This is a genomic window from Amycolatopsis endophytica (assembly GCF_013410405.1).
GTDB lineage: Bacteria > Actinomycetota > Actinomycetes > Mycobacteriales > Pseudonocardiaceae > Amycolatopsis_E > Amycolatopsis_E endophytica.
On the sequence record NZ_JACCFK010000001.1, the window covers coordinates 3,688,459 to 3,708,707 of the forward strand.

Below are 20,249 nucleotides of genomic sequence, written 5' to 3' on the forward strand. Positions count from 1 at the left end.
CACTCCTTAGCTCCGCGCTTCTTCCAGCTCGCGCCGGTCGTCGAGGTGCTTTTTCAGGCCCTCGCCCTCGACATCGACGTTCGGCAGCACCCGCTGCAGCCACTTCGGCAGCCACCACGCGTGCTTGCCGAGCAGTGACATCACCGCGGGCACGATCGACATCCGCACCACGAACGCGTCCACCAGGACGCCGAACGCGAGCGCGAACCCGATCGACTGGATCAGCGACAGCTCGGCCGCGACGAACCCGGCGAACACGCTGATCATGATCAGCGCGGCGGCGACCACGACGCGGGCGCCGTGCCGGAAGCCGCTGACCACGGCGTCGCGGGCGTCGGCGCCGTGCACGTAGTCCTCGCGCATCCGCGTCACCAGGAAAACCTGGTAGTCCATCGCGAGGCCGAAGAGCACACCGATCAGCAGGATCGGCAGCATGCTCATGATCGGGCCGGTCGACTCCACACCGAGCAGATCGTTGAGCCAGCCCCACTGGAACACCGCGACCACCGCGCCGAAGGTCGCCACGACCGAGCCGAGGAAGCCCAGCGTCGCCTTCAACGGCACGATGATCGAGCGGAAGACCAGCATCAGCAGCAGGAACGCGAGCCCGACGATGAGGCTGAGGTAGGGCACCATCGCGCCCGCCATCTTCTCGGACACGTCGATCTGCAGCGCCGTCTGCCCGGTCACCGACAGCTTCGCGCCGGTGGCGCCGGACAACCGGTCGGACTGGTCGCGGATGCTCGCGACGAGGTTCTCGGTGTCCTCGCTGCTCGGGCCGCTCTTCGGGATGACGGTGAGCAGCGCCGTGTCGCCCTCGGCGTTGAACTGCGCCTGGGTCACCGCGGCGACGTCGGGCAACCGGGAGATCGAGTCGGTGGCTTCCGTCGCGGCCAGGCGCGGATCGGGCGCCTCCGCGGAATCGATGACGACGATGAGCGGTCCGTTGGTGCCCTCGCCGAAGCCCTCGCTGATCAGGTCGTAGGCCTTGCGCTGCGTCGAGTCCGGGGCGGCGGTGGCGTCGGTGGGCAGGCCGAGCTGCATGCTCAGCGCCGGGATCGCGACGACGACCAGCCCCAGCACGGCGGTGACCAGCACCGGAACGCGGTGACGGCCGACGTGGCGCGCCCAGCGCTCGCCGAGCGCGGGCTTGCCGTTGTGCTTCGGGCGTGCCCGCTTGCCGACCACCTTGCGCCCGGCGAACCCGAGCAGCGCGGGCAGCAGGGTGAGCGCGATGAGGACCGCGATGGCCACGGTCACGGCGGCCGCGATGCCCATCTGGCCGAGGATCGGGATGCCGACGACGGTCAGCCCGACCAGCGCGATGATCACGGTGAGACCGGCGAACACCACGGCGGACCCGGCGGTGCCGACCGAGCGGCCGGCGGCCTGCTCGAAATCGTGCCCTTCGGCGAGTTCGTGCCGGTACCGGGAGACGATGAACAGGGCGTAGTCGATGCCGACGGCCAGGCCCAGCATCAGCGCCAGGATCGGGGTGTTGGAGTTCAGGTCGACGAACCCGGACACCGTCATGACGCCCGCCATGCCCACGCCGACGCCGATGAGGGCGGTCAGCAGCGGCAGGCCCGCCGCGACGACCGAGCCGAACGTGATCGCCAGGACGATCGCCGCGACGATGACCCCGACGCCTTCGGTGGCCTCGGTGGCGGGCACTCCCTGGATCGCGTCGCCACCGAACTCGACGGTGAAACCGGCGCCCTTGGCGGCGTTGGCCGCGGATTTGAGCGCTTCGCGGTCACTGTCCGTGACGTCTGTCGCGGGGACGTTGTAGCTCACCTGGGCCATCGCGATGTTCCCGTCCGCGGAGACGGTCTTCGCCTGGTACGGGTCGGCGACCATCGTGACGCCCGGCGCCGTCTTGACCTTGGCGAGCATCTCCTCGACGGTCGCCTGCGCGGCCGGGTCGGTCAGCTTCTGCCCGTCCGGCGCCTCGATGGCCACGCGCGCCGTGGCGTTCCCAGCTGCGGCCTGCGGAAACTTGTCTTTCAGGTGATCGATGGCCTGCTGGGCCTCCGTGCCCGGAATGGTCACGGTATTGGACATCTGGCCGGACAGCGTCAGCGCGCCGCCGCCCAGGGCGAGCAGGATCGCCGTCCAGACACTCGCGACGAGCCAGCGCCGTCGGAAGGAAAACCGGGCGAGGCGGTAGAGCAGGGTGGCCACGGGTCGGCTCCAATTCATATTCGGGTGACATCCGATCCGGTGATATCGAAGCTAGCCGATCGGCAAGTGCGCTACAAGCCGATCGGCTAGTGTGTGACTAGCCGCACGGCTAGGCTCCCAAACGTTTGCCGGGAAGATCCGGGTCGCGTACTCTTCGGCTGCCGACGAGGAGGTTCGACAGTCGATGGCAGCCGTGGCCGGTCACGAGGACACCCGTACGCGCCTGCTCGCCACGGCTCTGCGGTTGTTCACCGAGCACGGTGTCGAGGGCACGTCGCTGCAGATGATCGCGGACGCACTGGGCGTCACCAAGGCGGCGGTGTACTACCACTTCAAGGCGAAGGACGAGATCACCGAGGCCGTGGTCGAGCCCGCACTGCGCGAGCTGGAATCGATCGTCGGGGAGGCGGCCCGCGAGCGCAGGCCAGGCGCGCGGATCGACCACCTGCTCGACGGTTTCGTCGACATCGTGGTGCGGCACCGGGCGCTGGTGGCGCTGTTTTCGAGCGACCCGGGCGTGTCGCGGGCGCTGGAGAAGCACTTCTTCGGCAAGGAAAGCGCGATGGTCGGGATGATGTCCATCCTGACGGGTCCCGACCCCGACCCGGCACGCGACGTGGCCGCCCACGCGGCCCTCGCGGGCATCGCACTGGCGGGCGGATCACCCGAACTGGCGCACTACGGAGACGACACCCTGCGCGAGGCCCTTCTCGACGTCGGCCGCAAACTGCTCGGCCGCCCCCGCCCCCGCCGCACCCCCGAGCGCTGACCCCGCCCCGGCCCGCGCGAGTCCCACGTTCCCGTCGGCGAGTCCCACGTTCCCGCGGGCGCGCCTTCGTGCTCGCGGCGCCGTACCGTCTCCCGGCGGCCCGGGAGCGGGTTCAGGTCAGTGGCAACGTCAGGCAGGCGGCGGTCTCGGTGAACCCCCGTCGCACGTAGTACCCCCGCGCGGTCCGCGTCGCGACCGTCACCTCCACGGCGCCACCGCGCCGCGCCCGGCGGATGATCGCGTCCACCAGTAGTCCGCCTGCGCCTCGTCCGCGGTGCGCGGGCGCGACCACCAGCTCCAGCAGCTGGCTGACCGGCCCGTTCGCGGAGAGCGACAGCATCCGTGCGGCCAGCGCGTACCCGGCGACCTCGCCGTCGGCGTCCGCGACCAGGAGATCGGCGCCGTCGTAGGTCATCGCGGCGATGAGTTCTTCGTAGTTGTGGTCGAAGGCGGACCGGCTGGCACCGTGGGACGCGTCGAGGATGGCGAACACCGCTTCGGCGTCGGTGACATCGGCTGGCCTGATTCGCACCTCCTCATTGTGCTCATTCAGTGACGACCGAGGTACTTCGGAGGCGCCCGCTCGGGTGAGTCGGACGTCGTTCGGGCAACGACGAACGCCGCGTCACGCTCGACGGAAGCGAGCCTGGATTGTCGGTGGCCCCTGGTAAGCAAGAAGCACGAACCGAAGGGGATGATCTCCATGCTCCACACCGCCACCGGCCTCCTCGACCTGTGGACCGAGCCGCAGGAACGGGAATGCCTGTCCTGCTACGTGACCCGTATGCTGGCCGACTTCGGCTGCGACGGGACATTGCGCTGGACCGGGCTCTGGCGCGGCATCCGCGCGCCCGGGTTCAAGGCGCTCGACCACGCACTGCGGACCACACCGTGCGACTGCGGTGTGCCGTCCGCTCTCGGAGCGGCGCCGATGACGGAACGGCACGCCGCCGCGCCACGGGCTTCGAGCGGCACCGAGCCGGATCCGCCGCCACCCTGCCCCGGTGTCCGCCGCGGCTCGATTCGGCCCTGTTCCGCCTGGGAGCGACCGCCGCCCGACCCCGGCCGGGGTGACTGCCGCTCGCCCAGCCCCGCTTCGCCCATGAGCCGGTGACTGGCGGTCGACCGGCCGCGAGATCGTACCGCGGAGGAGCGGGTGACCCGCGGAACCGCCGCCGCAGCGCGGCTGCGCCTACGCGCCGCCCTCGGCTGCCGGCTTGAGACCGCGCGCGCCCGGCCCGTACTGCGCCATCCGGTCGTCGGTGTTGTAGAGCCCGCACACGCGCAGCGAAAGGCACCCGCAGCCGACGCACCCGGTGAGCCGGTCACGCAGCCGCTGGAGCGCGTCGATCCGGGCGTCTAGTTCGTCCTGCCAACCGCGGGACAGCCGGGCCCAGTCGGCCTTCGTCGGAGCGTGATCGTGTGGCAGGGTGGACAGGGCGTCGTGGATCTCTTCGAGGCTCAGTCCCACCCGCTGCGCGGCACGGATGAACGCGATCCGGCGCAGCACCGACCGCGGATAGCGGCGCTGGTTCCCGGCCGAGCGCTCCGACGAGATCAGGCCACGGTCCTCGTAGAAGCGCAATGCGGTGTGCGGCACGCCGCTGCGGTCCGCGACCTGGCCGATGGTCAGGTGGTCGGCAAGCTTGGTCACGGCGCCAGCCTAGCCTTGACTTCAACTTAAGTCGAGGTTGCGTCGTTCGGGTGCGGGGGACGGGAAGCATTCCGGGCCCGGGGTCCACAGTAGAGGTGCCGTGGCTCCCCGTATGTCTACAGTGGAATGGAGAGCCGGGAGGTGGCCGGCCACGACCTCGCCTCGCCCACCGCCTCGACGCGGTGCACCCGCCGTCCGCCACCACACTCCGCGCACGAGGATGCGCCCTCCGGCAGCGGAGGCGATTTTCGCCTCAGGTCCCGTCGCGGCCCCTCACGGCGTGTGGGGCAGGAGGCGGCACAGGGCCTCGGCGCCGACCGCCAGGTCCTCGGCCGCCGCGGCGGACTGCTCCAGCTTGCTGTGGATCGTCTGGTAGGCGAGCAGGCCCAGCTCGTGCTCCCGCGTCCGCAGCGCCGGGCAGGCGCGCAGGTCATCGAGGAGGCGGGTCACCGCGCTCGCCATCGTGGCCAGCCCTTCGAGCAGGTCGCGCACCTCGTCCCGGTCCAGGCGGGCGCCCTCCAGACCGTCCAGCGACTTGGCCAGCTCCCCGGCCAGATCGGCGATCCGCACTTCGCTCTGCGACGACATCGTCACTCCCTCGCGCGGCATCCCGGCGCCGCATGCCCCCTCCACCCGACATCCAACGCCTCGGAGTCGCTCGACGGAACCGCCAGTCCGGCCACCACCCGGACGCCCCGCGTGCCCGAAGCCGCCCGGGGCCGTCCGTCCCGGCGGAGCCGCTTCCGCCCGGCACGACAAAGCCCGCGCGCGGCCGCCCGGCGGAACAACCGTCGCGGAGCCTCTAGACTGGTCAGGTGGCTCGCGTCGTGATTCTGGACTACGGATCGGGGAACCTGCGCTCCGCCGAGCGCGCTGTCCGGCGCGCCGGCGCCGAGGTCGAGGTGACCGCCGATCCGCACGCCGCCCTCGAAGCCGACGGGCTCGTGGTCCCGGGGGTGGGGGCCTACGCCGCCTGCATGGCTGGCCTGCTCTCCGTCGGCGGCGAGAAGATCATCGGCAGCCGTCTCGCCGGGGGGCGTCCGGTGCTGGGCATCTGCGTCGGCATGCAGATCCTGTTCGAGCGGGGCGTCGAGCACGGCGTCGAGACCCAGGGCACCGGCGAGTGGCCCGGCACGGTCGAGCGCCTGCACGCCGACGTCGTCCCCCACATGGGCTGGAACACCGTTCGCGCGCCGGGGGACTCGCAGCTGTTCGCCGGCCTCGACGCGAGCACCCGGTTCTACTTCGTGCACTCCTACGCCGCCCGCCGCTGGGAGCTGGACTCCGGCCTGCCCGGCCAGCAGCCCAAGGTGACCTGGTCACACCACGGCGAGGACTTCGTCGCGGCCGCCGAGAACGGACCGCTGTGGGCGACCCAGTTCCACCCGGAGAAGTCCGGCGACGCGGGCGCGCACCTGCTGGAGAACTGGCTCCGCACCCTCTGACCAGGACGGCGCCACGGCCTCCTTATAGTGGCCGCGTGACGTTCACCCTGCTTCCCGCCGTCGATGTGGCCGATGGCCAGGCCGTGCGTCTCGTCCAGGGCGAGGCGGGCACGGAAACCTCCTACGGCAGCCCGCTGGAGGCGGCGCTGGCTTGGCAGCGGGACGGCGCGGAGTGGATCCACCTCGTCGACCTCGACGCCGCGTTCGGCAAGGGCTCCAACAAGGAGCTGATCTCCCGCGTCGTCGGTGAGCTGGACGTGCAGGTCGAGCTGTCCGGCGGCATCCGGGACGACGCGTCGCTGGAGGCCGCGCTGGCCACCGGCGCCCGCCGCGTCAACCTGGGCACCGCGGTGCTCGAAGATCCGGAGTGGACGGCCAAGGTCGTCGCCACGCACGGTGACCGTGTCGCCATCGGTCTCGACGTGCGCATCACCGAGCAGGGCCACCGCCTCAAGGGCCGCGGCTGGACCAGCGACGGCGGTGACCTGTGGGAGGTACTGGAACGCCTGGACCGCGACGGCGCCTGCCGCTATGTCGTCACCGACGTCAGCAAGGACGGCACCCTCCAGGGTCCCAACCTCGACCTGCTCACCGAGGTCGCCGCCCGCACCGACGCGCCGGTGATCGCCTCCGGCGGAGTGTCCAGTTTGGACGACGTGCGGGCGCTCGCCGGCCTCGCGTGCGACGGTGTCGAGGGCGCGATCATCGGCAAGGCGCTCTACGCCGGCGCGTTCACGCTGCCGCAGGCTCTCGACGCGGTCACTCCGCGAGCTTGATCGCCAGCCCGATCGTCTTCTGACGGCCCCGCAGCCTGCTGAAAAACATCGTCACCTGCCCGACGATCCCGTACTTGCGCGCGATCGCCGTCCGCGCCCGCTCGGTGGCTTCGTCGTCCAGCAGCCGCGCCCGGCCGGTCACCACGGGCCCGTGGGTCTGGTTGCCGCGGAGGTCGCAGCCCTGCACCGTGACCTCGGGGTTGTTGCGGACCCGCTTGACCTTGCCAGCCTGCCGGTCGCTCCAGACCACCACCTCGCCGTCGTGGCCCGCCGCCCAGACCGGGGTCGGCACCGGGGTGCCGTTCTTGCGGAACGTGGTCAGCAGGAGGTACTTCTCGGCGGCGATCGGCTCGAAGGACGACATGCCGCCACTGTAGCGCGGATCACGCCACGCCGTGCCGCTCGTCGCTCCCTTGTGGACTGTCGATCTCGCCGAACCGGGCCAGCGCCAGCGCCGCCGCGACCGCGAGGACGAACCCGGCCACCGCCACCGGAGCGAACCCGGGCCGCGTCGAATCGCCCAGCACGAGCACACCGATCAGCGACGGCACCACGGTCTCGCCGACCACCATGAGCGCGGTGGCCGTCGTGACGCTGCCCCGCTGCAGGGCGGAGGTGTAGAACAGCATCGCGAGCACACCCGCCGCCGCGACCGCGTAGGCCGCGGGATCGGTCAGCAGGGCCACGACGCCGGAGACCTCCAGGACCCGTCCGGCCAGCGCCACGACACCGAAGCACAGACCGGAGACCAGTCCGAGCGCGGGCGTGCGGACGCGTTCCGTGGCGCGCCCGGTGATCCAGCCCGCCGCGGCCAGCGCCGCGGTGACCAGCAGGAGCCCGACGCGGAACCCGGTGCCCACCGGGTCCGATCCCTCACTCGCGGCGGCGAAGCCGAGCACGGCCAGTCCCGCGCACACCAGCGCGACCGCGGTCCACTCCCGGCCGGACAGCCGGGCGCCCAGCCGCAGCGCGGCCACCGCCGTCACCGCGAGGCTCGCCGCGAGCGTCGCCTGCACCAGGAACAACGGCAGCACCCGCAATGCGGCCAGTTGCGCCGCGAACCCGGCCACGTCCAGCCCGACGCCGAGCACGAACCGCCACTGCCGCAGCACGCGCACCAGCAGCCGCGGATCCACACCGGACGTGCCCTCGTCCACCGCGCGAGCCGCGACGGCCTGGAAGACGGACGCCGTCCCGTACGCCACCGCGGCGGCCACCGCGCACAGCAACCCCCACCACACTCCGACCACTCTAGGCTCGGAACCGGTCATCTACCCTGGTGGCATGGGTGTAGCGGTGAGGGTGATCCCGTGTCTGGACGTCGACGCGGGCCGGGTGGTGAAGGGCGTCAACTTCGCCGACCTCAGGGACGCCGGCGATCCGGTCGAGCTGGCCCGCGCCTACGACGCGGAGGGTGCGGACGAGCTGACCTTCCTCGACGTCACCGCGTCCTCGGGCAACCGCGAGACGACCTTCGACGTGGTGCGCCGCACCGCCGAGCAGGTGTTCATCCCGCTGACCGTCGGTGGTGGCGTACGGGCGTGCGACGACGTCGACCGGCTGCTGCGCGCGGGCGCGGACAAGGTGAGCATCAACACCGCCGCGATCGCCCGCCCGGAGCTGCTGCGCGAGGCGTCGCGCCGGTTCGGGGCGCAGTGCGTCGTGCTGTCGGTGGACGCGCGCCGCGTGCCGGAGGGCGAGGAGCCCACGCCGTCCGGGTTCGAGGTGACCACCCATGGCGGCCGCCGCGGCACCGGCATCGACGCGGTGGAGTGGGCCGCCCGCGGTGAGGAGCTGGGCGTCGGTGAGATCCTGCTCAACTCGATGGACGCCGACGGCACCAAGGCCGGATTCGACCTGGAGCTGATCGGCATGACGCGCAAGGTGGTGACGGTGCCGGTGATCGCCAGCGGCGGCGCGGGCTCGGTGGAGCACTTCCTGCCCGCGGTCGAGGCCGGTGCCGATGCGGTGCTCGCGGCCAGTGTGTTCCACTTCGGACAGTTGAAGATCGGTGCGGTCAAGGACGCCCTGCGCTCCGGTGGGGTCGAGGTCCGGTGAGCCTGGCACCCGAACTGGCCCAGCGGCTCAAGCGCAACGCCGACGGTCTGGTCTGCGCCGTCGTGGTCGACCACGCGACCTCGGACGTGCTGATGGTGGCGTGGATGAACGACGAGGCGCTGGAGCGCACGCTGACCACGCGGCGCGGCACGTACTTCTCGCGCAGCCGCCGGGAGCTGTGGGTCAAGGGGGAGACGTCGGGGCACGTGCAGCACGTCCGGGAGGTCCGCCTCGACTGCGACGCCGACACGCTGCTGGTGCGTGTCGACCAGACCGGCCCGGCCTGCCACACCGGCACCCGCACCTGCTTCGACGGCGGCGAGCGGCTGCTGCTGGCCGACGATCGCTAGCCGATGTCGCCGGTGAGGTAGCGCTGCAGCGTGGGGCCGATCGCCGCCGCGAGGGTCTCCACGTCCGTCGTGGAGAACGGTTCGAACTTCGCCACGTAACGGCCCATGCCGACACCCACCATCTGCGACGCGCACAGCGACGCGCGCAGTTCCGGCCGGTCCGGCGACACCCGCTTGACGACGTTTTCCAGTACGTGCCGGATCAGGAAGTCCCTGAGGCTCAGAGCCGCCAGCTCGTGGCTGGCGATGCTGCGCACGAGCGCCGGGAACGCGCCGCCGTCGGTCGCGTCCCACACGGTCAGAAACCGCCGCACGATGCGTTCCCCGAGGTCGCCCACCGGCCCGTCCATCAGCTGGCCGAGCAGCTCGGCCGGGTCGAACGGCAACTGCAGCACGGCCTGGCCGAACAACGCTTCCTTGCCGCCGAACCAGTGGTTCACCATGGCGGCGTCGACACCGGCCCGCGCGGCGATCGCGCGCACCGTGGCGCCTTCGTAGCCGCTTTCGCTGAAAATCTGGCGCGCGGCGTCCAGGAGCGCGGCACGGGTGTCCTGGCCGCCTGGCCGTCGGCCGCGTCGTTTGCCGGGCGTAGGCTGTTCCGCGGTGCTCACTCCTCCATCATGGCTCCGGCGCGGCCAAAATTCAACGTAGCTTGAATTAATGGCCCGGTGCGAAGACTGTCGGTGCCGAGCGGCACAATGGCCCCATGGTCAGTGCGAATCCCACCGACGGCGGTCTCGGATCGGTGAGCCCCGCGCGCGACGAGTTCCGCGCCCTCGCCGAGGGTCGTCGCGTGATCCCGGTGGTCCGGCGGCTGCTCGCCGACGGCGAGACGCCCGTCGGGCTCTACCGCAAGCTCGCGGCCGACCGCCCGGGCACGTTCCTGTTCGAATCGGCCGAGAACGGGCAGTCCTGGTCGCGCTGGTCGTTCATCGGGGTGCGCAGCCCGGCCGCGCTGACCGTGCGTGACGGCAAGGCGGTCTGGGAGGGCACGCCGCCCGCCGGCCTGCCGCGCGAGGGTGACCCGCTGACCGTGCTGCGCGAGACCGTCGCCGCGCTGCACACCGAACCGCTGCCCGGCATGCCCCCGCTGACCGGCGGCATGGTCGGTTACCTCGGCTACGACGCCGTCCGCTGGCTGGAGAAGCTGCCGGAGCTGGCCGAGAAGGACATCGACATCCCCGAGCTGACCATGCTCCTGGCGACCGATCTGGCCGCGTTCGACCACCACGAGGGCACGGTCACGCTCATCGCCAACGCGGTCAACTGGGACGACAGCCCGGAGCGGGTCGACGCGGCCTACGACGACGCGGTCCGCCGACTGGAGGACATGACCGGGCGGCTCGGTGCCGCCGCACCCGCGACGGCGGCCGTCTTCGACCGCCCGGCGCCCGAGTTCGAGCGCCGCCGCACCCAGGCCGACTACTTCGCCGCGGTGGACAAGGCGGTCGAGGCGATCAAGGCCGGTGAAGCGTTCCAGGTCGTGCCCTCGCAACGGTTCGAGATCCCGACACAGGCCGACGCGCTGGACATCTACCGCGTCCTGCGCACCTCCAACCCGAGCCCGTACATGTACCTGCTGCGGCTGGAGGGTTTCGACATCGTCGGGTCCAGCCCGGAGTCGCTGGTCACGGTGCGGGACGGCCGCGCGACCACGCACCCGATCGCGGGCACCCGCTGGCGCGGCGCGGACCCGGAGGAGGACGCCCAGCTGGCGAAGGACCTCCTGGCCGACGAGAAGGAGCGCGCCGAGCACCTGATGCTGGTCGACCTTGGCCGCAACGACCTGGGCAAGGTCTGCCGCCCGGGCACGGTACGGGTGGTCGACTTCTTCACCATCGAGCGCTACAGCCACGTGATGCACATCGTGTCGACGGTGACCGGTGAGCTGGCCGAGGACAAGACCGCGTTCGACGCCGTCGCCGCGTGCTTCCCGGCGGGCACGCTCTCCGGGGCCCCGAAGGTGCGCGCGATGGAGCTGATCGAGGAGCTGGAGCCGACCCGCCGCGGCCTCTACGGCGGCGTCGTCGGCTACCTCGACTTCGCCGGTGACGCGGACACGGCCATCGCCATCCGCACCGCCCTGATCCGGGACGGGATCGCGTACGTGCAGGCGGGCGGCGGCGTCGTCGCCGACTCGGTGCCGGAGTACGAGGACAACGAATGCCTGAACAAGGCCCGCACGGTGCTCTCCGCGGTCGCCGCCGCGCAGACCATGGCACCGCCGCGGAAGCTGGACCCCGCCGATGACGTCGCCAGCGTCCAGTAAGCGTCCACTGTGGATCGTCGCGGTCGCGTTGCTGCTGGCCGCGGCGGCGCTGTGGGGCTCGTCGAAGCTGGTCTGGTTCGCCGAACTCCGTGACGCGGGCGTGCGCGGCATGGTGCTGGACAAGCACACCGGCGCGCAGGAGTCGGGCGCGCTCGTGCCGCTGGCGGTGCTCGCCGTGGCGGGGGTCGCGGGGCTCGTCGCCGCGGGCGGGGTGCTGCGGCGCGTGCTCGGTGTGGTCGTCGCGCTGGCCGGGGTCGCCGCGGGCTGGATCGCGATCGACGGCTGGCGCTTCGGTGGATTCCCCGACGGCGCGCCCACCGGGCAGATCTTCGCCGGGCGCGGACTCGCGTTGCTGGCGGGAATTCTGATGCTGGTGGCCGGGTTGTTCGCCATCAGGGGCGCCGGCCGCATGGCGAAGATGGGTGCCCGGTACGAGGCCCCGGCCGGCCGGAAGAAGGCCGTGAAGGATCCCGACACCGAGCTGTGGGAGGCGCTTTCGGAGGGCGAAGATCCGACTACCGACCGGTAGGCGCGCGGCGAAATCGCTGCCGGACAAGGCAAGTCCGACCCGGAACCGGTCCGCACAGGTGGGCGGGTTAGCATCTTTTCTGCGGGAAGGGGAAGGTGTTTGTGAGCCAGCTTTCGAGTGAATGTGCGACAACCGGTGAGGTTGTGCCGTGACCGTTCTCGAAGACATCGTCGCCGGCGTCCGGGAGGATCTCGCCGAGCGTGAGAAGGCGCTCCCGTTCGACGAGTTGAAGCGTCTCGCCGCGCAGGCGCCGCCGCCCCGCGACGGCGTGTCGGCACTGCGGGATTCGTCGATCGGCGTCATCGCCGAGGTCAAGCGGCGCAGCCCGTCCAAGGGCGAGCTGGCCGACATCCCCGATCCGGCCTCGCTCGCGAAGGACTACGCGGCCGCGGGCGCGCGCGTCATCAGCGTGCTGACGGAGCAGCGCCGGTTCGGCGGTTCGCTGGCCGATCTGGACGCCGTCCGCGCGGTGGTCGACGTCCCGATCCTGCGCAAGGACTTCGTCGTCAGCCCGTACCAGGTGCACGAGGCCCGCGCGCACGGCGCCGACCTGGTGCTGCTGATCGTCGCCGCGCTGGAGCAGAACGCGCTGATCGCCCTTCTCGACCGAGTCGAGTCGCTGGGCATGACCGCGCTGGTCGAGGTGCACAACGCCGAGGAGGCCGACCGCGCGCTCGAGGCCGGGGCCAAGGTCATCGGCATCAACGCCCGCAATCTGCACACCCTCGAAGTCGACCGGGACGTCTTCGGCCGCCTCGCGCCGGGTCTGCCGTTCGACACCGTGAAGGTCGCCGAGTCCGGTGTCCGCGGTCCGGGTGACCTGATGGCCTACGCCGGGCACGGTGCCGACGCGGTGCTGGTCGGCGAGGGGCTGGTGGCGTCCGGTGACCCGAAGGGCGCGCTGATGAAGCTGGTCACCGCCGGTTCGCATCCCGCGTGCCCGAGGCCGAGCCGATGAGCGAGCACGAGCAGCACGGCGCGCACGACCCCGACGAGCGTGGGTACTGGGGCCCCTACGGCGGCCGGTTCATGCCGGAGGCCCTGGTCGGCGTCGTCGACGAGGTGTCCGCCGAGTACGACAAGGCGCGCCTGGACCCGGACTTCGAGGCCGAGTTCAAGCGCCTGCTGCGCGACTACGCCGGCCGTCCGTCGCTGCTCACCGAGGCGGAGCGCTTCGCCGAGCACGCGGGCGGCGCGCGGATCTTCCTCAAGCGCGAGGACCTCAACCACACCGGGTCCCACAAGATCAACAACGTGCTGGGCCAGGCGCTGCTCACCAAGCGGATGGGCAAGAAGCGGGTCATCGCCGAAACCGGCGCGGGCCAGCACGGCGTCGCCACCGCCACCGCATGCGCCCTGATGGGCCTCGAATGCGTGGTGTACATGGGCGAGGTCGACACCGAGCGGCAGGCGCTGAACGTGGCCCGGATGCGGCTGCTCGGCGCTCAGGTCGTTCCCGTCAAGTCCGGTTCGCGCACGCTCAAGGACGCGATCAACGAGACGCTGCGCGACTGGGTCACCAACTCCGGCACCACGCACTACATTTTCGGCACCGCCGCGGGCCCGTACCCGTTCCCGGTGATGGTGCGCAACTTCCACAAGATCATCGGCGAGGAGGCGCGCGCGCAGATCCTCGAACAGACCGGGCGGCTGCCGGACGCGGTCGCGGCCTGTGTCGGCGGCGGGTCCAACGCGATCGGCATCTTCCACGGCTTCATCGACGATCCGGACGTGCGCCTGGTCGGCCTGGAGCCCGGCGGCGAGGGCCTCGACGGCACCCGTCACGGCGCGACCCTGACCAAGGGCACCCCGGGCAACCTGCACGGCGCGGTGTCCTACCTGCTGCAGGACGAGGACGGCCAGACCGTCGAGTCGCACTCGATCTCCGCCGGCCTGGACTACCCGGGCGTCGGCCCCGAGCACTCCTGGCTCAAGGACAGCGGCCGCGCCGAGTACCGACCGGTCACCGACGCCGAGGCGATGGACGCGTTCGCGCTGCTGTCCCGCACGGAGGGCATCATCCCGGCGATCGAGTCGGCGCACGCGCTGGCCGGGGCGATCCAGCTCGGCCAGGAGCTGGGCCGCGACGGGCTCATCGTGGTCAACCTGTCGGGCCGCGGCGACAAGGACATGGACACCGCCGCGAAGTACTTCGGATTGGTGGACGAGTCGTGAGCCTGTCGGAGCTGTTCGCCGGGACGAAGAGCGAGGGCCGGGCGGCGCTGGTCGGCTACCTGCCCGCGGGCTACCCGACCGTGCCGGGCTCGAAGGACCTGTTCGCCGCCATGCTGGACGCCGGCGCGGACCTCGTCGAGGTGGGCGTTCCCTACTCCGATCCGGTGATGGACGGCCCGACTATCCAGCTCGCCGCGGACGCCGCGCTGAAGAACGGTTTCCGGCTGCGCGACACCTTCGAGGTCGTGGAGTCGGTGGCGGCCCGCGGTGGCCGCGCGGTCGTGATGACGTACTGGAACCCGGTGCGCAGGTACGGGGTCGAGGCGTTCGCGCGCGATCTGGCCGCTGCCGGTGGCCTGGGCATGATCACGCCGGATCTGGTGCCGGACGAGGCGGCCGAATGGACGACCGCATCCGAGAAGCACGGTCTGGACCGGATCTTCCTGGTGGCGCCGTCGTCGTCGGAGGAGCGGATCGATCTGACGGCGCGGGCGTGTTCTGGGTTCGTCTACGCCGCCGCGGTCATGGGTGTCACGGGTGCCCGTGACCAGGTGAGCAGCGATGCTTCCGAGCTGGTGCGCCGCACTCGGGCCCACACCGATCTGCCGGTGGGCGTCGGGCTGGGGGTGCGCTCGCGCGAGCAGGCGGCCGAGATCGGCGGGTTCGCGGACGCCGTGATCGTGGGGTCGGCGCTGGTGTCGGCCGCGGCGGGCGGAACCGGACCGGTGCACGCGCTGACCGGCGAGCTGGCCGAGGGCGTCCGCCAGACGGTCGCCACGGCCTGATCCTTCTTCGCGCAGGGCCGCGTTTCCTCCGGGAGACGCGGCCCTTGACGTGTCTCCGCCTGCTTCGACAGCTTTGCTTGCACAGCAAAGTTGTGGGAAATGACGATCCTTGTCACTGGTGCGCGCGCCCGCACGGCCTGGACGAGTTCGCGAAGGCGGCGCTCGCGGCGGGCGTCGACCGCGTCGTGCTGCTGTCCTCGTCCGCGGTCGTCGAGTCCAGCGCCGAGTCGGCCGTGTACACGCCGTTCCCGGACGCGCGGGTCGGCGCGATCCACGAGGCGGACATCCTCGGGGACGTGCTCGGGCAGCGGATCGCCGTCCGGGAACTGACCCCGGACGAGGCCAGGGAGCGCACCCGATCCCGGCGCCGGTGTACGACGCGATCCTGCGCGCGTGGGAATCGCGGCTCAGCGAACCGGCACCGCTGACGGGCACCGTCGAGGCCGTGACCGGGCATGCGCCGCGCACCTTCCGGCAGTGGGCGCGGGACCACCGGGGCGACTTCGTCCACAACACGTAGCTTCCGGCCCGGCTGATCGGCAGACTGGCCGTATGGACCATGAACTCGCGCAGGTGAACATCGACCGACCGGTTCCGCCGGAGATGAGCGCGGGGAAGGTGCTCTCGGTCAACATCGGCGCGGAACGGGCGCTGGCGGAGGCCGACCTCGGGGTCACCGGTATCGACAAACGTCCCGTCGACGGGCCGGTGGCGGTGGCCGCGCCGGGAGCGCGGGGAACCGGCGGAAGCGGCGTGGCCGGCGACCGGATCTGCGACCTGCGCAACCACGGCGGCGACGACCAGGCGGTGTACGCGTACGCGCGGGAAGACCTCGACGCGTGGGCCGCGGAACTGGGCCGCGATCTGCCGCCGGGCGTGTTCGGCGAAAACCTGACCACGACCGGCCTCGACCTGACCGGTGCGGTGATCGGCGAGCGGTGGCGGGTCGGCGAGTCGCTGGTGCTGGAGGTGTCCTGCCCGCGCATCCCGTGCCGGACGTTCGCCGGCTGGCTCGGTGAACGTGGCTGGGTCAAGACCTTCACCCGCCGCGCGGTGCCCGGCGCGTATTTCCGGGTGCTGGAACCCGGCCCGGTGCAGGCCGGGAATTCCGTCGAGGTGCTGTCACGACCCGGCCACGGCGTCACGATCGGGACGGTGTTCCGGGCGTTCACCACGGAGCCGGACCTCCTGCCGGAGCTGACGGTGGCGGAAGCCCTGCCGGAGCACGACATGCGCAAGGTGCACCGCACCCTGGAACGCCGCGCCGCGTCCGCGGGATAGGACTGTCGCACCCGGTCGGGAGACTGCTCTCGCAGTGCGAGTGAACCGGGGGACGATCTGCCGCACTGGCCGGAGAGGGCCTGCGGCGGGAACGGAGGTGAGCCGTGGCAGCACCAGCTGAACCGGTCAAACCGGACTGTCTCGTGCCGTGGCACGACGATCCATGGACCGTCGAGGAAGCGCTCGAACTGCCCGAGGAACGCGGCAGTCGCATCGAGCTGGTCGACGGAGCGCTGCTCGTGAGCCCGGCGCCGAAGTCGGGTCACCAACGGATCCTGCAGCGGCTCCAGATCGCGCTGCTGCCGGTGCTGCCGTCCGGAACCGAGCTGTTGCCCGGGATCAACGTCCGGCTGCCCGGGCAGCGGTTGCTGATTCCGGATCTGGCCGTGGTCACGACGCCGGACCTGGACACGGTCTATTACCGGGCGCGGGATGTCCTGCTGGCGGCGGAGATCGTGTCGCCGTCGAGCCGGATGCTGGATCGGGTGCTGAAACGCCAGCTCTACGCGGAGGCCGGCGTGCCCTTCTACCTGGTCGTCGATCCGGCGGGGCAGGCGGTCCTGTTCGAGCTGGCCGAGGGCGAGTACCGCGAAAGCGCGCGCGGGGAGGACGGCAGGCTCAGCTTCACCGAACCCTTCGAGGCCACCCTCGACTTCACGCGCTGAACCCGCGTGGCAGGCTGGGGTCGTGGCCAGGCCGTCTCCCCTTCAAGTGCGCAATCTCGTCGTCGCCGTGCTGGCTGCTCTGATCGCCGTCTGGAACGTGACCCGGGGCGGCCCGTGGTACCTCACCGCGATCTTCGGGCTGGGCTGCGTCCTCGCGCTCGGCTCGGCCGCGCTCAACCGCCCGGGCTGAGACACGCACCGCACACCGCGCACGTTACGGTGACCACGTGAATTCCGCCTCGGCTGTGTTCCTCGCGACGATTCCGAGCCCGGACCGTGGCGTCTGGCACCTCGGACCGATCCCGATCCGCGCCTACGCGCTGTGCATCATCGCGGGCATCGTCCTCGCGATCTGGTGGGGTGACCGGCGCTGGGTGCAGCGCGGCGGCACGAAGGGCACGGTCGTCGACATCGCCGTGTGGGCGGTGCCGTTCGGCCTCGTCGGCGGGCGCCTCTACCACGTCATCACCGACTGGTGGCGCTACTTCGGCGAGGGCAAGGACCCGGTCAAGGCCCTCTACATCTGGGACGGCGGCCTCGGCATCTGGGGCGCGATCGCTCTCGGCGCGGTCGGTGCGTGGGTCGGCTGCCGCCGCAAGGGTGTGCCGCTGCCGGCGATGGCCGACGCGATCGCACCCGGAATCGTGGCCGCGCAGGCGATCGGCCGTCTGGGCAACTACTTCAACCAGGAACTCTACGGCGCGCACACCACACTGCCCTGGGGTCTGGAGATCTACCAGCGTTTCGACCCGAACAACCCGACGATCCCCGACCAGGGACCCAACGGCATCGCGTTCGGGAACATCCCGCTGGCCGACAGCCCGGTGCACCCGACGTTCCTGTACGAGCTGATCTGGAACCTGCTCATCGCGGCACTGGTCGTCTACGCCGACCGCAGGCTCAAGCTGGGTCACGGCCGCGCGTTCGCGCTCTACGTCGCCGGGTACACCCTCGGCCGTTTCTGGGTCGAGCTGCTGCGCACCGACGACGCGACGCATGTCCTCGGGCTGCGGGTCAACACCTGGGTGTCGGGCCTGGTCTTCCTCGGCGCGATGGTCTACTTCTTCCTCGCCCGGCGCCGCGGGCCGCGCGAGGAGCCGGAACGCCTGCGCGGCAGGGACGACGAACCCGCCGCCGACGACGGCAAAGTCGGCGACCGGCAGGAGTGACCGGCCTGGGCCGGCCGAAGCCCAGGATGGCGCTCCTGGGTTTCGCGCTGGCGACCGGGCTGCTGGCCGTCGTCGCGCTCGTCACCTACGAGGACTACCTCGGGTGGCGCCCGCCGGAGTACGCGAACGTCTTCATCGGCGTCACCTTCGCCGCACTCGTCACCGGCTGGCTCCTGAAACACACCACCTGGCGTTCCTTCGGCACCGGCCTGCTCGCGGCGAGCGTATTCGGGCTGGTCACGATCGCCGTGATCGGCACGATGATCGGCATCGGGATCGCCGAATCGTTCAACTGACCAGCCCGCGGCCGGTGACCAGCGGCAGGTCCAGCGCCGTCAGCAGCCCGGGCGGTGCCGCCACCACCGCGGGGATCGCGTTCACCAGGCGCATCGCCGTGGCCTTGAGGCCAGCCGTGTTGTGGTCGCCGTCCGTGCCGACCAGCCGCAGGTCCATCGTGTAGTTCGGTTCGCCCGTCACCTGCACCCGGTAGCAGCCCCGGCCGGACGGCTGTGGCCAGTCCGGTCCCAGATCCGGGTGCAGCCGTGTCACGTGTTCCAGCACGCACACCGGGCGGCCGCCCCGCATGCCGCGCACCTCGAACCGCAGCGCGGCGGCCGTGCCCTCGCGGATCGTGCCGCTCGGGATCTCGAACGTCGAACGCGCGGGGAGCCGCTCGAAGCTTTCCTCCACCGAGTCCAGTTCGACGCCCAGCCCGGCCGCCAGCTGACGCACGACGCTGCCCCACGCCAGCGACAGCACACCCGGCTGCAGCAGCATCGGCGTCTCGTCGAGTGAGCCGCCGAAACCCATGATGTCGAAGACGACCTTGCGGTTGTCGTAGGTCGAGTAGTCGAGGATCTCGAAGCAGCGCACCTCGTCGATCCGTTCACACACACCGGTCAGCACCAGCGGGAGCCAGTCGTTGGCGAAACCCGGGTCCACGCCGTTGACCCACAGCGACGCGCCACCCTCGGCGGCCGCGGCGCGCACCGGTCCGGACACCTCCCCGGGCACCACGCCGTCCGGGAACTGCAGGAAGACCGGGCTGCTGGACACGACGTCCACCCCCGCCCGCAGGATCCGCTGCAAGTCGGCCAGCGCTTCCCCCAACCGGTCGTCCGCCATCGCCGTGTACACGACGCAGTCCGGTTTCAGGGCCAGCAACGCGTCGGCGTCGGTGGTCGCCTCGACGCCGAGCGACCGGCCCAGCCCGGCCAGCTCACCCGCGTCCTTCCCGGCCTTGTCCGGGTTCGACACCCAGACCCCGGCCAGTTCCAGCTCCGGATGCGCGTCGATGCCCGCGATGGCGTGCCGCCCCACGTTGCCGGTGCTCCACTGCACCACCCGGTACGTCATAGGTCCGGCAGCCCGAGTTCGAGGTTGGGCGCCTGCAGTCCACCGTCCACTTCCAGCACCTTTCCCGTGACGAACGAACCGGCGGGCGAGGCCAGGTAGACGATCGCCGCGGCGACGTCGGTGACCTCGCCGAGCCGGCGCAGCGGCGTGTCGCCCTCCATCTTGGCCTTGATCTCCGGGTTGTCCACCACGACTGCCAGCGCCGAGGTCGCCACCGACCCGACGGCGATCGCGTTGACCCGGATCCGCGGCGCGAGGTCGTAGGCGGCCAGGCGCGTGTAGTGCGCGAGCGCGGCCTTGGCGGTGCCGTAGGCGGCGAACCCGCGCCCCGCGACACGGCCCATGTTCGAGGAGATGTTCACGACCGCACCGCCGTCGGTCATCAGGGAGGCGGCCGCGCTGGTGAGGGCGTGGGCGGTCGAGACGTTGAACCGGAACGCCTCCTCCAGGAAGTCCGGGGTGGTCTCCAGCAGCGGGCGGGGATAGGTTCCGCCGACGTTGTTCACCACGATGTCGATGCGGCCGAACTCGCCGACCGCGGCCTGCGCGAGCGCGGCCGCGGCCGCCGGATCGCTGAGATCGGCGGGCACGACGTGCGCCCGCCTGCCGGTCGCGGCGACCCGTCCGGCGACGGTGTCGAGGTCGGATTTCGTGCGGGAGGAGATCACCACGTCCGCGCCGGCTTCGGCGAGCGCGACGGCTGCGCCCGCGCCGATCCCGCGCCCGGCGCCGGTGACGACGGCGACCCTGCCGTTCACCCGGAAACGCTCGAGGATCATGCGCC

The 20,249-nt window shown here is 71.4% G+C and carries 26 protein-coding genes; 17 read left to right on the forward strand and 9 right to left on the reverse strand.

Annotated elements, in window-relative coordinates; all coding sequences use genetic code 11:
- Positions 1-6: 6 nt before the first annotated feature.
- Positions 7-2,184 carry an MMPL family transporter gene (locus HNR02_RS18260; protein WP_179774354.1) on the reverse strand — a complete coding sequence of 726 codons (2,178 nt, stop codon included), beginning with the start codon at positions 2,182-2,184 and terminating at the stop codon, positions 7-9.
- Positions 2,185-2,368: 184 nt separating this feature from the next.
- Between HNR02_RS18260 and HNR02_RS18265 the strand changes: the two genes are divergently transcribed.
- Positions 2,369-2,953, forward strand: coding sequence for a TetR/AcrR family transcriptional regulator (locus tag HNR02_RS18265; protein WP_179774355.1), 585 nt, complete (start codon positions 2,369-2,371; stop codon positions 2,951-2,953).
- 112 nt (positions 2,954-3,065) lie between these two features.
- On the opposite strand, the gene HNR02_RS18270 is transcribed toward HNR02_RS18265, so the two are convergent.
- Entirely contained in the window at positions 3,066-3,485 is a 420-nt protein-coding gene (locus HNR02_RS18270; protein WP_179774356.1) for a GNAT family N-acetyltransferase, read from the reverse strand.
- 171 nt (positions 3,486-3,656) lie between these two features.
- Here HNR02_RS18270 and HNR02_RS18275 point away from each other — a divergent pair, with 171 nt between their 5' ends.
- Positions 3,657-4,067 (forward strand): DUF2695 domain-containing protein, encoded by a 411-nt coding sequence (locus HNR02_RS18275; protein ID WP_179774357.1) that lies wholly within the window; start codon positions 3,657-3,659, stop codon positions 4,065-4,067.
- Between the two features lie 78 nt (positions 4,068-4,145).
- On the opposite strand, the gene soxR is transcribed toward HNR02_RS18275, so the two are convergent.
- Together soxR and HNR02_RS18285 are read right to left on the reverse strand one after the other, a co-directional pair.
- Positions 4,146-4,607 (reverse strand): redox-sensitive transcriptional activator SoxR, encoded by a 462-nt coding sequence (gene soxR, locus HNR02_RS18280; protein ID WP_179774358.1) that lies wholly within the window; start codon positions 4,605-4,607, stop codon positions 4,146-4,148.
- A 273-nt stretch (positions 4,608-4,880) separates the two neighbouring features.
- Positions 4,881-5,195: a hypothetical protein gene (locus tag HNR02_RS18285; protein ID WP_246338593.1), complete on the reverse strand. Its 315-nt coding sequence runs from the start codon at positions 5,193-5,195 to the stop codon at positions 4,881-4,883.
- Positions 5,196-5,422: 227 nt separating this feature from the next.
- On the opposite strand from HNR02_RS18285, the gene hisH reads away from it, so the two are divergent.
- Both hisH and priA read left to right on the forward strand, forming a co-directional pair.
- Positions 5,423-6,052, forward strand: coding sequence for an imidazole glycerol phosphate synthase subunit HisH (gene hisH, locus HNR02_RS18290; protein ID WP_179774359.1), 630 nt, complete (start codon positions 5,423-5,425; stop codon positions 6,050-6,052).
- A gap of 35 nt (positions 6,053-6,087) precedes the next feature.
- Complete coding sequence (gene priA, locus HNR02_RS18295; RefSeq protein ID WP_179774360.1) at positions 6,088-6,828, forward strand: bifunctional 1-(5-phosphoribosyl)-5-((5-phosphoribosylamino)methylideneamino)imidazole-4-carboxamide isomerase/phosphoribosylanthranilate isomerase PriA; 741 nt, start codon at positions 6,088-6,090, stop codon at positions 6,826-6,828.
- Here priA and HNR02_RS18300 read toward each other — a convergent pair.
- Positions 6,812-7,192 carry a PPOX class F420-dependent oxidoreductase gene (locus tag HNR02_RS18300; RefSeq protein WP_179774361.1) on the reverse strand — a complete coding sequence of 127 codons (381 nt, stop codon included), beginning with the start codon at positions 7,190-7,192 and terminating at the stop codon, positions 6,812-6,814. The two genes, priA and HNR02_RS18300, sit on opposite strands and share 17 nt — an antisense overlap.
- Positions 7,193-7,211: 19 nt before the next feature.
- Positions 7,212-8,069, reverse strand: a complete 858-nt coding sequence (locus HNR02_RS18305) for a DMT family transporter (RefSeq protein ID WP_179774362.1) — start codon at positions 8,067-8,069, stop codon at positions 7,212-7,214.
- A gap of 43 nt (positions 8,070-8,112) precedes the next feature.
- Between HNR02_RS18305 and hisF the strand changes: the two genes are divergently transcribed.
- Positions 8,113-8,886, forward strand: coding sequence for an imidazole glycerol phosphate synthase subunit HisF (hisF, locus tag HNR02_RS18310; RefSeq protein WP_179774363.1), 774 nt, complete (start codon positions 8,113-8,115; stop codon positions 8,884-8,886).
- The gene (gene hisI, locus HNR02_RS18315; RefSeq protein ID WP_179774364.1) at positions 8,883-9,236 is read left to right on the forward strand and encodes a phosphoribosyl-AMP cyclohydrolase; all 354 of its coding nucleotides are present in this window, start codon (positions 8,883-8,885) and stop codon (positions 9,234-9,236) included. The genes hisF and hisI overlap by 4 nt, the downstream gene beginning before the upstream one ends.
- Here the strand turns inward: hisI and HNR02_RS18320 are convergent.
- Positions 9,233-9,847, reverse strand: coding sequence for a TetR/AcrR family transcriptional regulator (locus HNR02_RS18320; RefSeq protein WP_179774365.1), 615 nt, complete (start codon positions 9,845-9,847; stop codon positions 9,233-9,235). The genes hisI and HNR02_RS18320 overlap by 4 nt on opposite strands.
- Positions 9,848-9,942: 95 nt before the next feature.
- Here HNR02_RS18320 and HNR02_RS18325 point away from each other — a divergent pair, with 95 nt between their 5' ends.
- The 11 genes from HNR02_RS18325 to HNR02_RS18375 all read left to right on the forward strand — a co-directional run bounded on the left by HNR02_RS18325 (position 9,943) and on the right by HNR02_RS18375 (position 18,405).
- Complete coding sequence (locus HNR02_RS18325; protein ID WP_179774366.1) at positions 9,943-11,505, forward strand: anthranilate synthase component I; 1,563 nt, start codon at positions 9,943-9,945, stop codon at positions 11,503-11,505.
- The gene (locus HNR02_RS18330; RefSeq protein ID WP_179774367.1) at positions 11,483-12,034 is read left to right on the forward strand and encodes a Trp biosynthesis-associated membrane protein; all 552 of its coding nucleotides are present in this window, start codon (positions 11,483-11,485) and stop codon (positions 12,032-12,034) included. Before HNR02_RS18325 ends, HNR02_RS18330 begins: the two co-directional genes overlap by 23 nt.
- A gap of 148 nt (positions 12,035-12,182) precedes the next feature.
- Positions 12,183-12,992, forward strand: coding sequence for an indole-3-glycerol phosphate synthase TrpC (trpC, locus tag HNR02_RS18335; protein WP_179774368.1), 810 nt, complete (start codon positions 12,183-12,185; stop codon positions 12,990-12,992).
- The gene (trpB, locus tag HNR02_RS18340; protein WP_218902958.1) at positions 12,989-14,209 is read left to right on the forward strand and encodes a tryptophan synthase subunit beta; all 1,221 of its coding nucleotides are present in this window, start codon (positions 12,989-12,991) and stop codon (positions 14,207-14,209) included. The genes trpC and trpB overlap by 4 nt, the downstream gene beginning before the upstream one ends.
- Complete coding sequence (gene trpA, locus HNR02_RS18345) at positions 14,206-14,994, forward strand: tryptophan synthase subunit alpha (protein WP_179774370.1); 789 nt, start codon at positions 14,206-14,208, stop codon at positions 14,992-14,994. The genes trpB and trpA overlap by 4 nt, the downstream gene beginning before the upstream one ends.
- Before the next feature lie 92 nt (positions 14,995-15,086).
- Entirely contained in the window at positions 15,087-15,422 is a 336-nt protein-coding gene (locus HNR02_RS18350; protein ID WP_179774371.1) for a hypothetical protein, read from the forward strand.
- 175 nt (positions 15,423-15,597) lie between these two features.
- The gene (locus HNR02_RS18355; RefSeq protein ID WP_179775987.1) at positions 15,598-16,275 is read left to right on the forward strand and encodes an MOSC domain-containing protein; all 678 of its coding nucleotides are present in this window, start codon (positions 15,598-15,600) and stop codon (positions 16,273-16,275) included.
- 104 nt (positions 16,276-16,379) lie between these two features.
- Positions 16,380-16,940, forward strand: a complete 561-nt coding sequence (locus HNR02_RS18360; protein ID WP_179774372.1) for a Uma2 family endonuclease — start codon at positions 16,380-16,382, stop codon at positions 16,938-16,940.
- Between the two features lie 22 nt (positions 16,941-16,962).
- Positions 16,963-17,130 carry a hypothetical protein gene (locus tag HNR02_RS18365; RefSeq protein ID WP_179774373.1) on the forward strand — a complete coding sequence of 56 codons (168 nt, stop codon included), beginning with the start codon at positions 16,963-16,965 and terminating at the stop codon, positions 17,128-17,130.
- Positions 17,131-17,167: 37 nt separating this feature from the next.
- A complete protein-coding gene (lgt, locus tag HNR02_RS18370; RefSeq protein WP_312861046.1) occupies positions 17,168-18,109 on the forward strand; it encodes a prolipoprotein diacylglyceryl transferase in 942 nt (313 codons plus the stop codon).
- Between the two features lie 26 nt (positions 18,110-18,135).
- The gene (locus tag HNR02_RS18375) at positions 18,136-18,405 is read left to right on the forward strand and encodes a hypothetical protein (RefSeq protein ID WP_179774374.1); all 270 of its coding nucleotides are present in this window, start codon (positions 18,136-18,138) and stop codon (positions 18,403-18,405) included.
- On the opposite strand, the gene HNR02_RS18380 is transcribed toward HNR02_RS18375, so the two are convergent.
- Positions 18,398-19,465 carry an NAD(P)H-dependent amine dehydrogenase family protein gene (locus HNR02_RS18380; protein WP_179774375.1) on the reverse strand — a complete coding sequence of 356 codons (1,068 nt, stop codon included), beginning with the start codon at positions 19,463-19,465 and terminating at the stop codon, positions 18,398-18,400. The two genes, HNR02_RS18375 and HNR02_RS18380, sit on opposite strands and share 8 nt — an antisense overlap.
- Positions 19,462-20,244, reverse strand: coding sequence for an SDR family oxidoreductase (locus tag HNR02_RS18385; RefSeq protein WP_179774376.1), 783 nt, complete (start codon positions 20,242-20,244; stop codon positions 19,462-19,464). The genes HNR02_RS18380 and HNR02_RS18385 overlap by 4 nt, the downstream gene beginning before the upstream one ends.
- Positions 20,245-20,249: the final 5 nt, after the last annotated feature.

Excerpts from the sequence above, each read along its gene's own strand:
- HNR02_RS18380 (WP_179774375.1), bottom strand. The coding sequence starts at position 19,465 with ATGACGTACCGGGTGGTGCAGTGGAGCACCGGCAACGTGGGGCGGCAC.
- HNR02_RS18330 (WP_179774367.1), top strand. The coding sequence starts at position 11,483 with ATGACGTCGCCAGCGTCCAGTAAGCGTCCACTGTGGATCGTCGCGGTC.
- trpB (WP_218902958.1), top strand. The coding sequence starts at position 12,989 with ATGAGCGAGCACGAGCAGCACGGCGCGCACGACCCCGACGAGCGTGGG.
- HNR02_RS18285 (WP_246338593.1), bottom strand. The coding sequence starts at position 5,195 with ATGTCGTCGCAGAGCGAAGTGCGGATCGCCGATCTGGCCGGGGAGCTG.
- HNR02_RS18355 (WP_179775987.1), top strand. The coding sequence starts at position 15,598 with ATGAGCGCGGGGAAGGTGCTCTCGGTCAACATCGGCGCGGAACGGGCG.
- HNR02_RS18275 (WP_179774357.1), top strand. The coding sequence starts at position 3,657 with ATGCTCCACACCGCCACCGGCCTCCTCGACCTGTGGACCGAGCCGCAG.
- HNR02_RS18265 (WP_179774355.1), top strand. The coding sequence starts at position 2,369 with ATGGCAGCCGTGGCCGGTCACGAGGACACCCGTACGCGCCTGCTCGCC.
- HNR02_RS18375 (WP_179774374.1), top strand. The coding sequence starts at position 18,136 with ATGGCGCTCCTGGGTTTCGCGCTGGCGACCGGGCTGCTGGCCGTCGTC.
- hisF (WP_179774363.1), top strand. The coding sequence starts at position 8,113 with ATGGGTGTAGCGGTGAGGGTGATCCCGTGTCTGGACGTCGACGCGGGC.
- HNR02_RS18325 (WP_179774366.1), top strand. The coding sequence starts at position 9,943 with ATGGTCAGTGCGAATCCCACCGACGGCGGTCTCGGATCGGTGAGCCCC.
- HNR02_RS18385 (WP_179774376.1), bottom strand. The coding sequence starts at position 20,244 with ATGATCCTCGAGCGTTTCCGGGTGAACGGCAGGGTCGCCGTCGTCACC.
- HNR02_RS18300 (WP_179774361.1), bottom strand. The coding sequence starts at position 7,192 with ATGTCGTCCTTCGAGCCGATCGCCGCCGAGAAGTACCTCCTGCTGACC.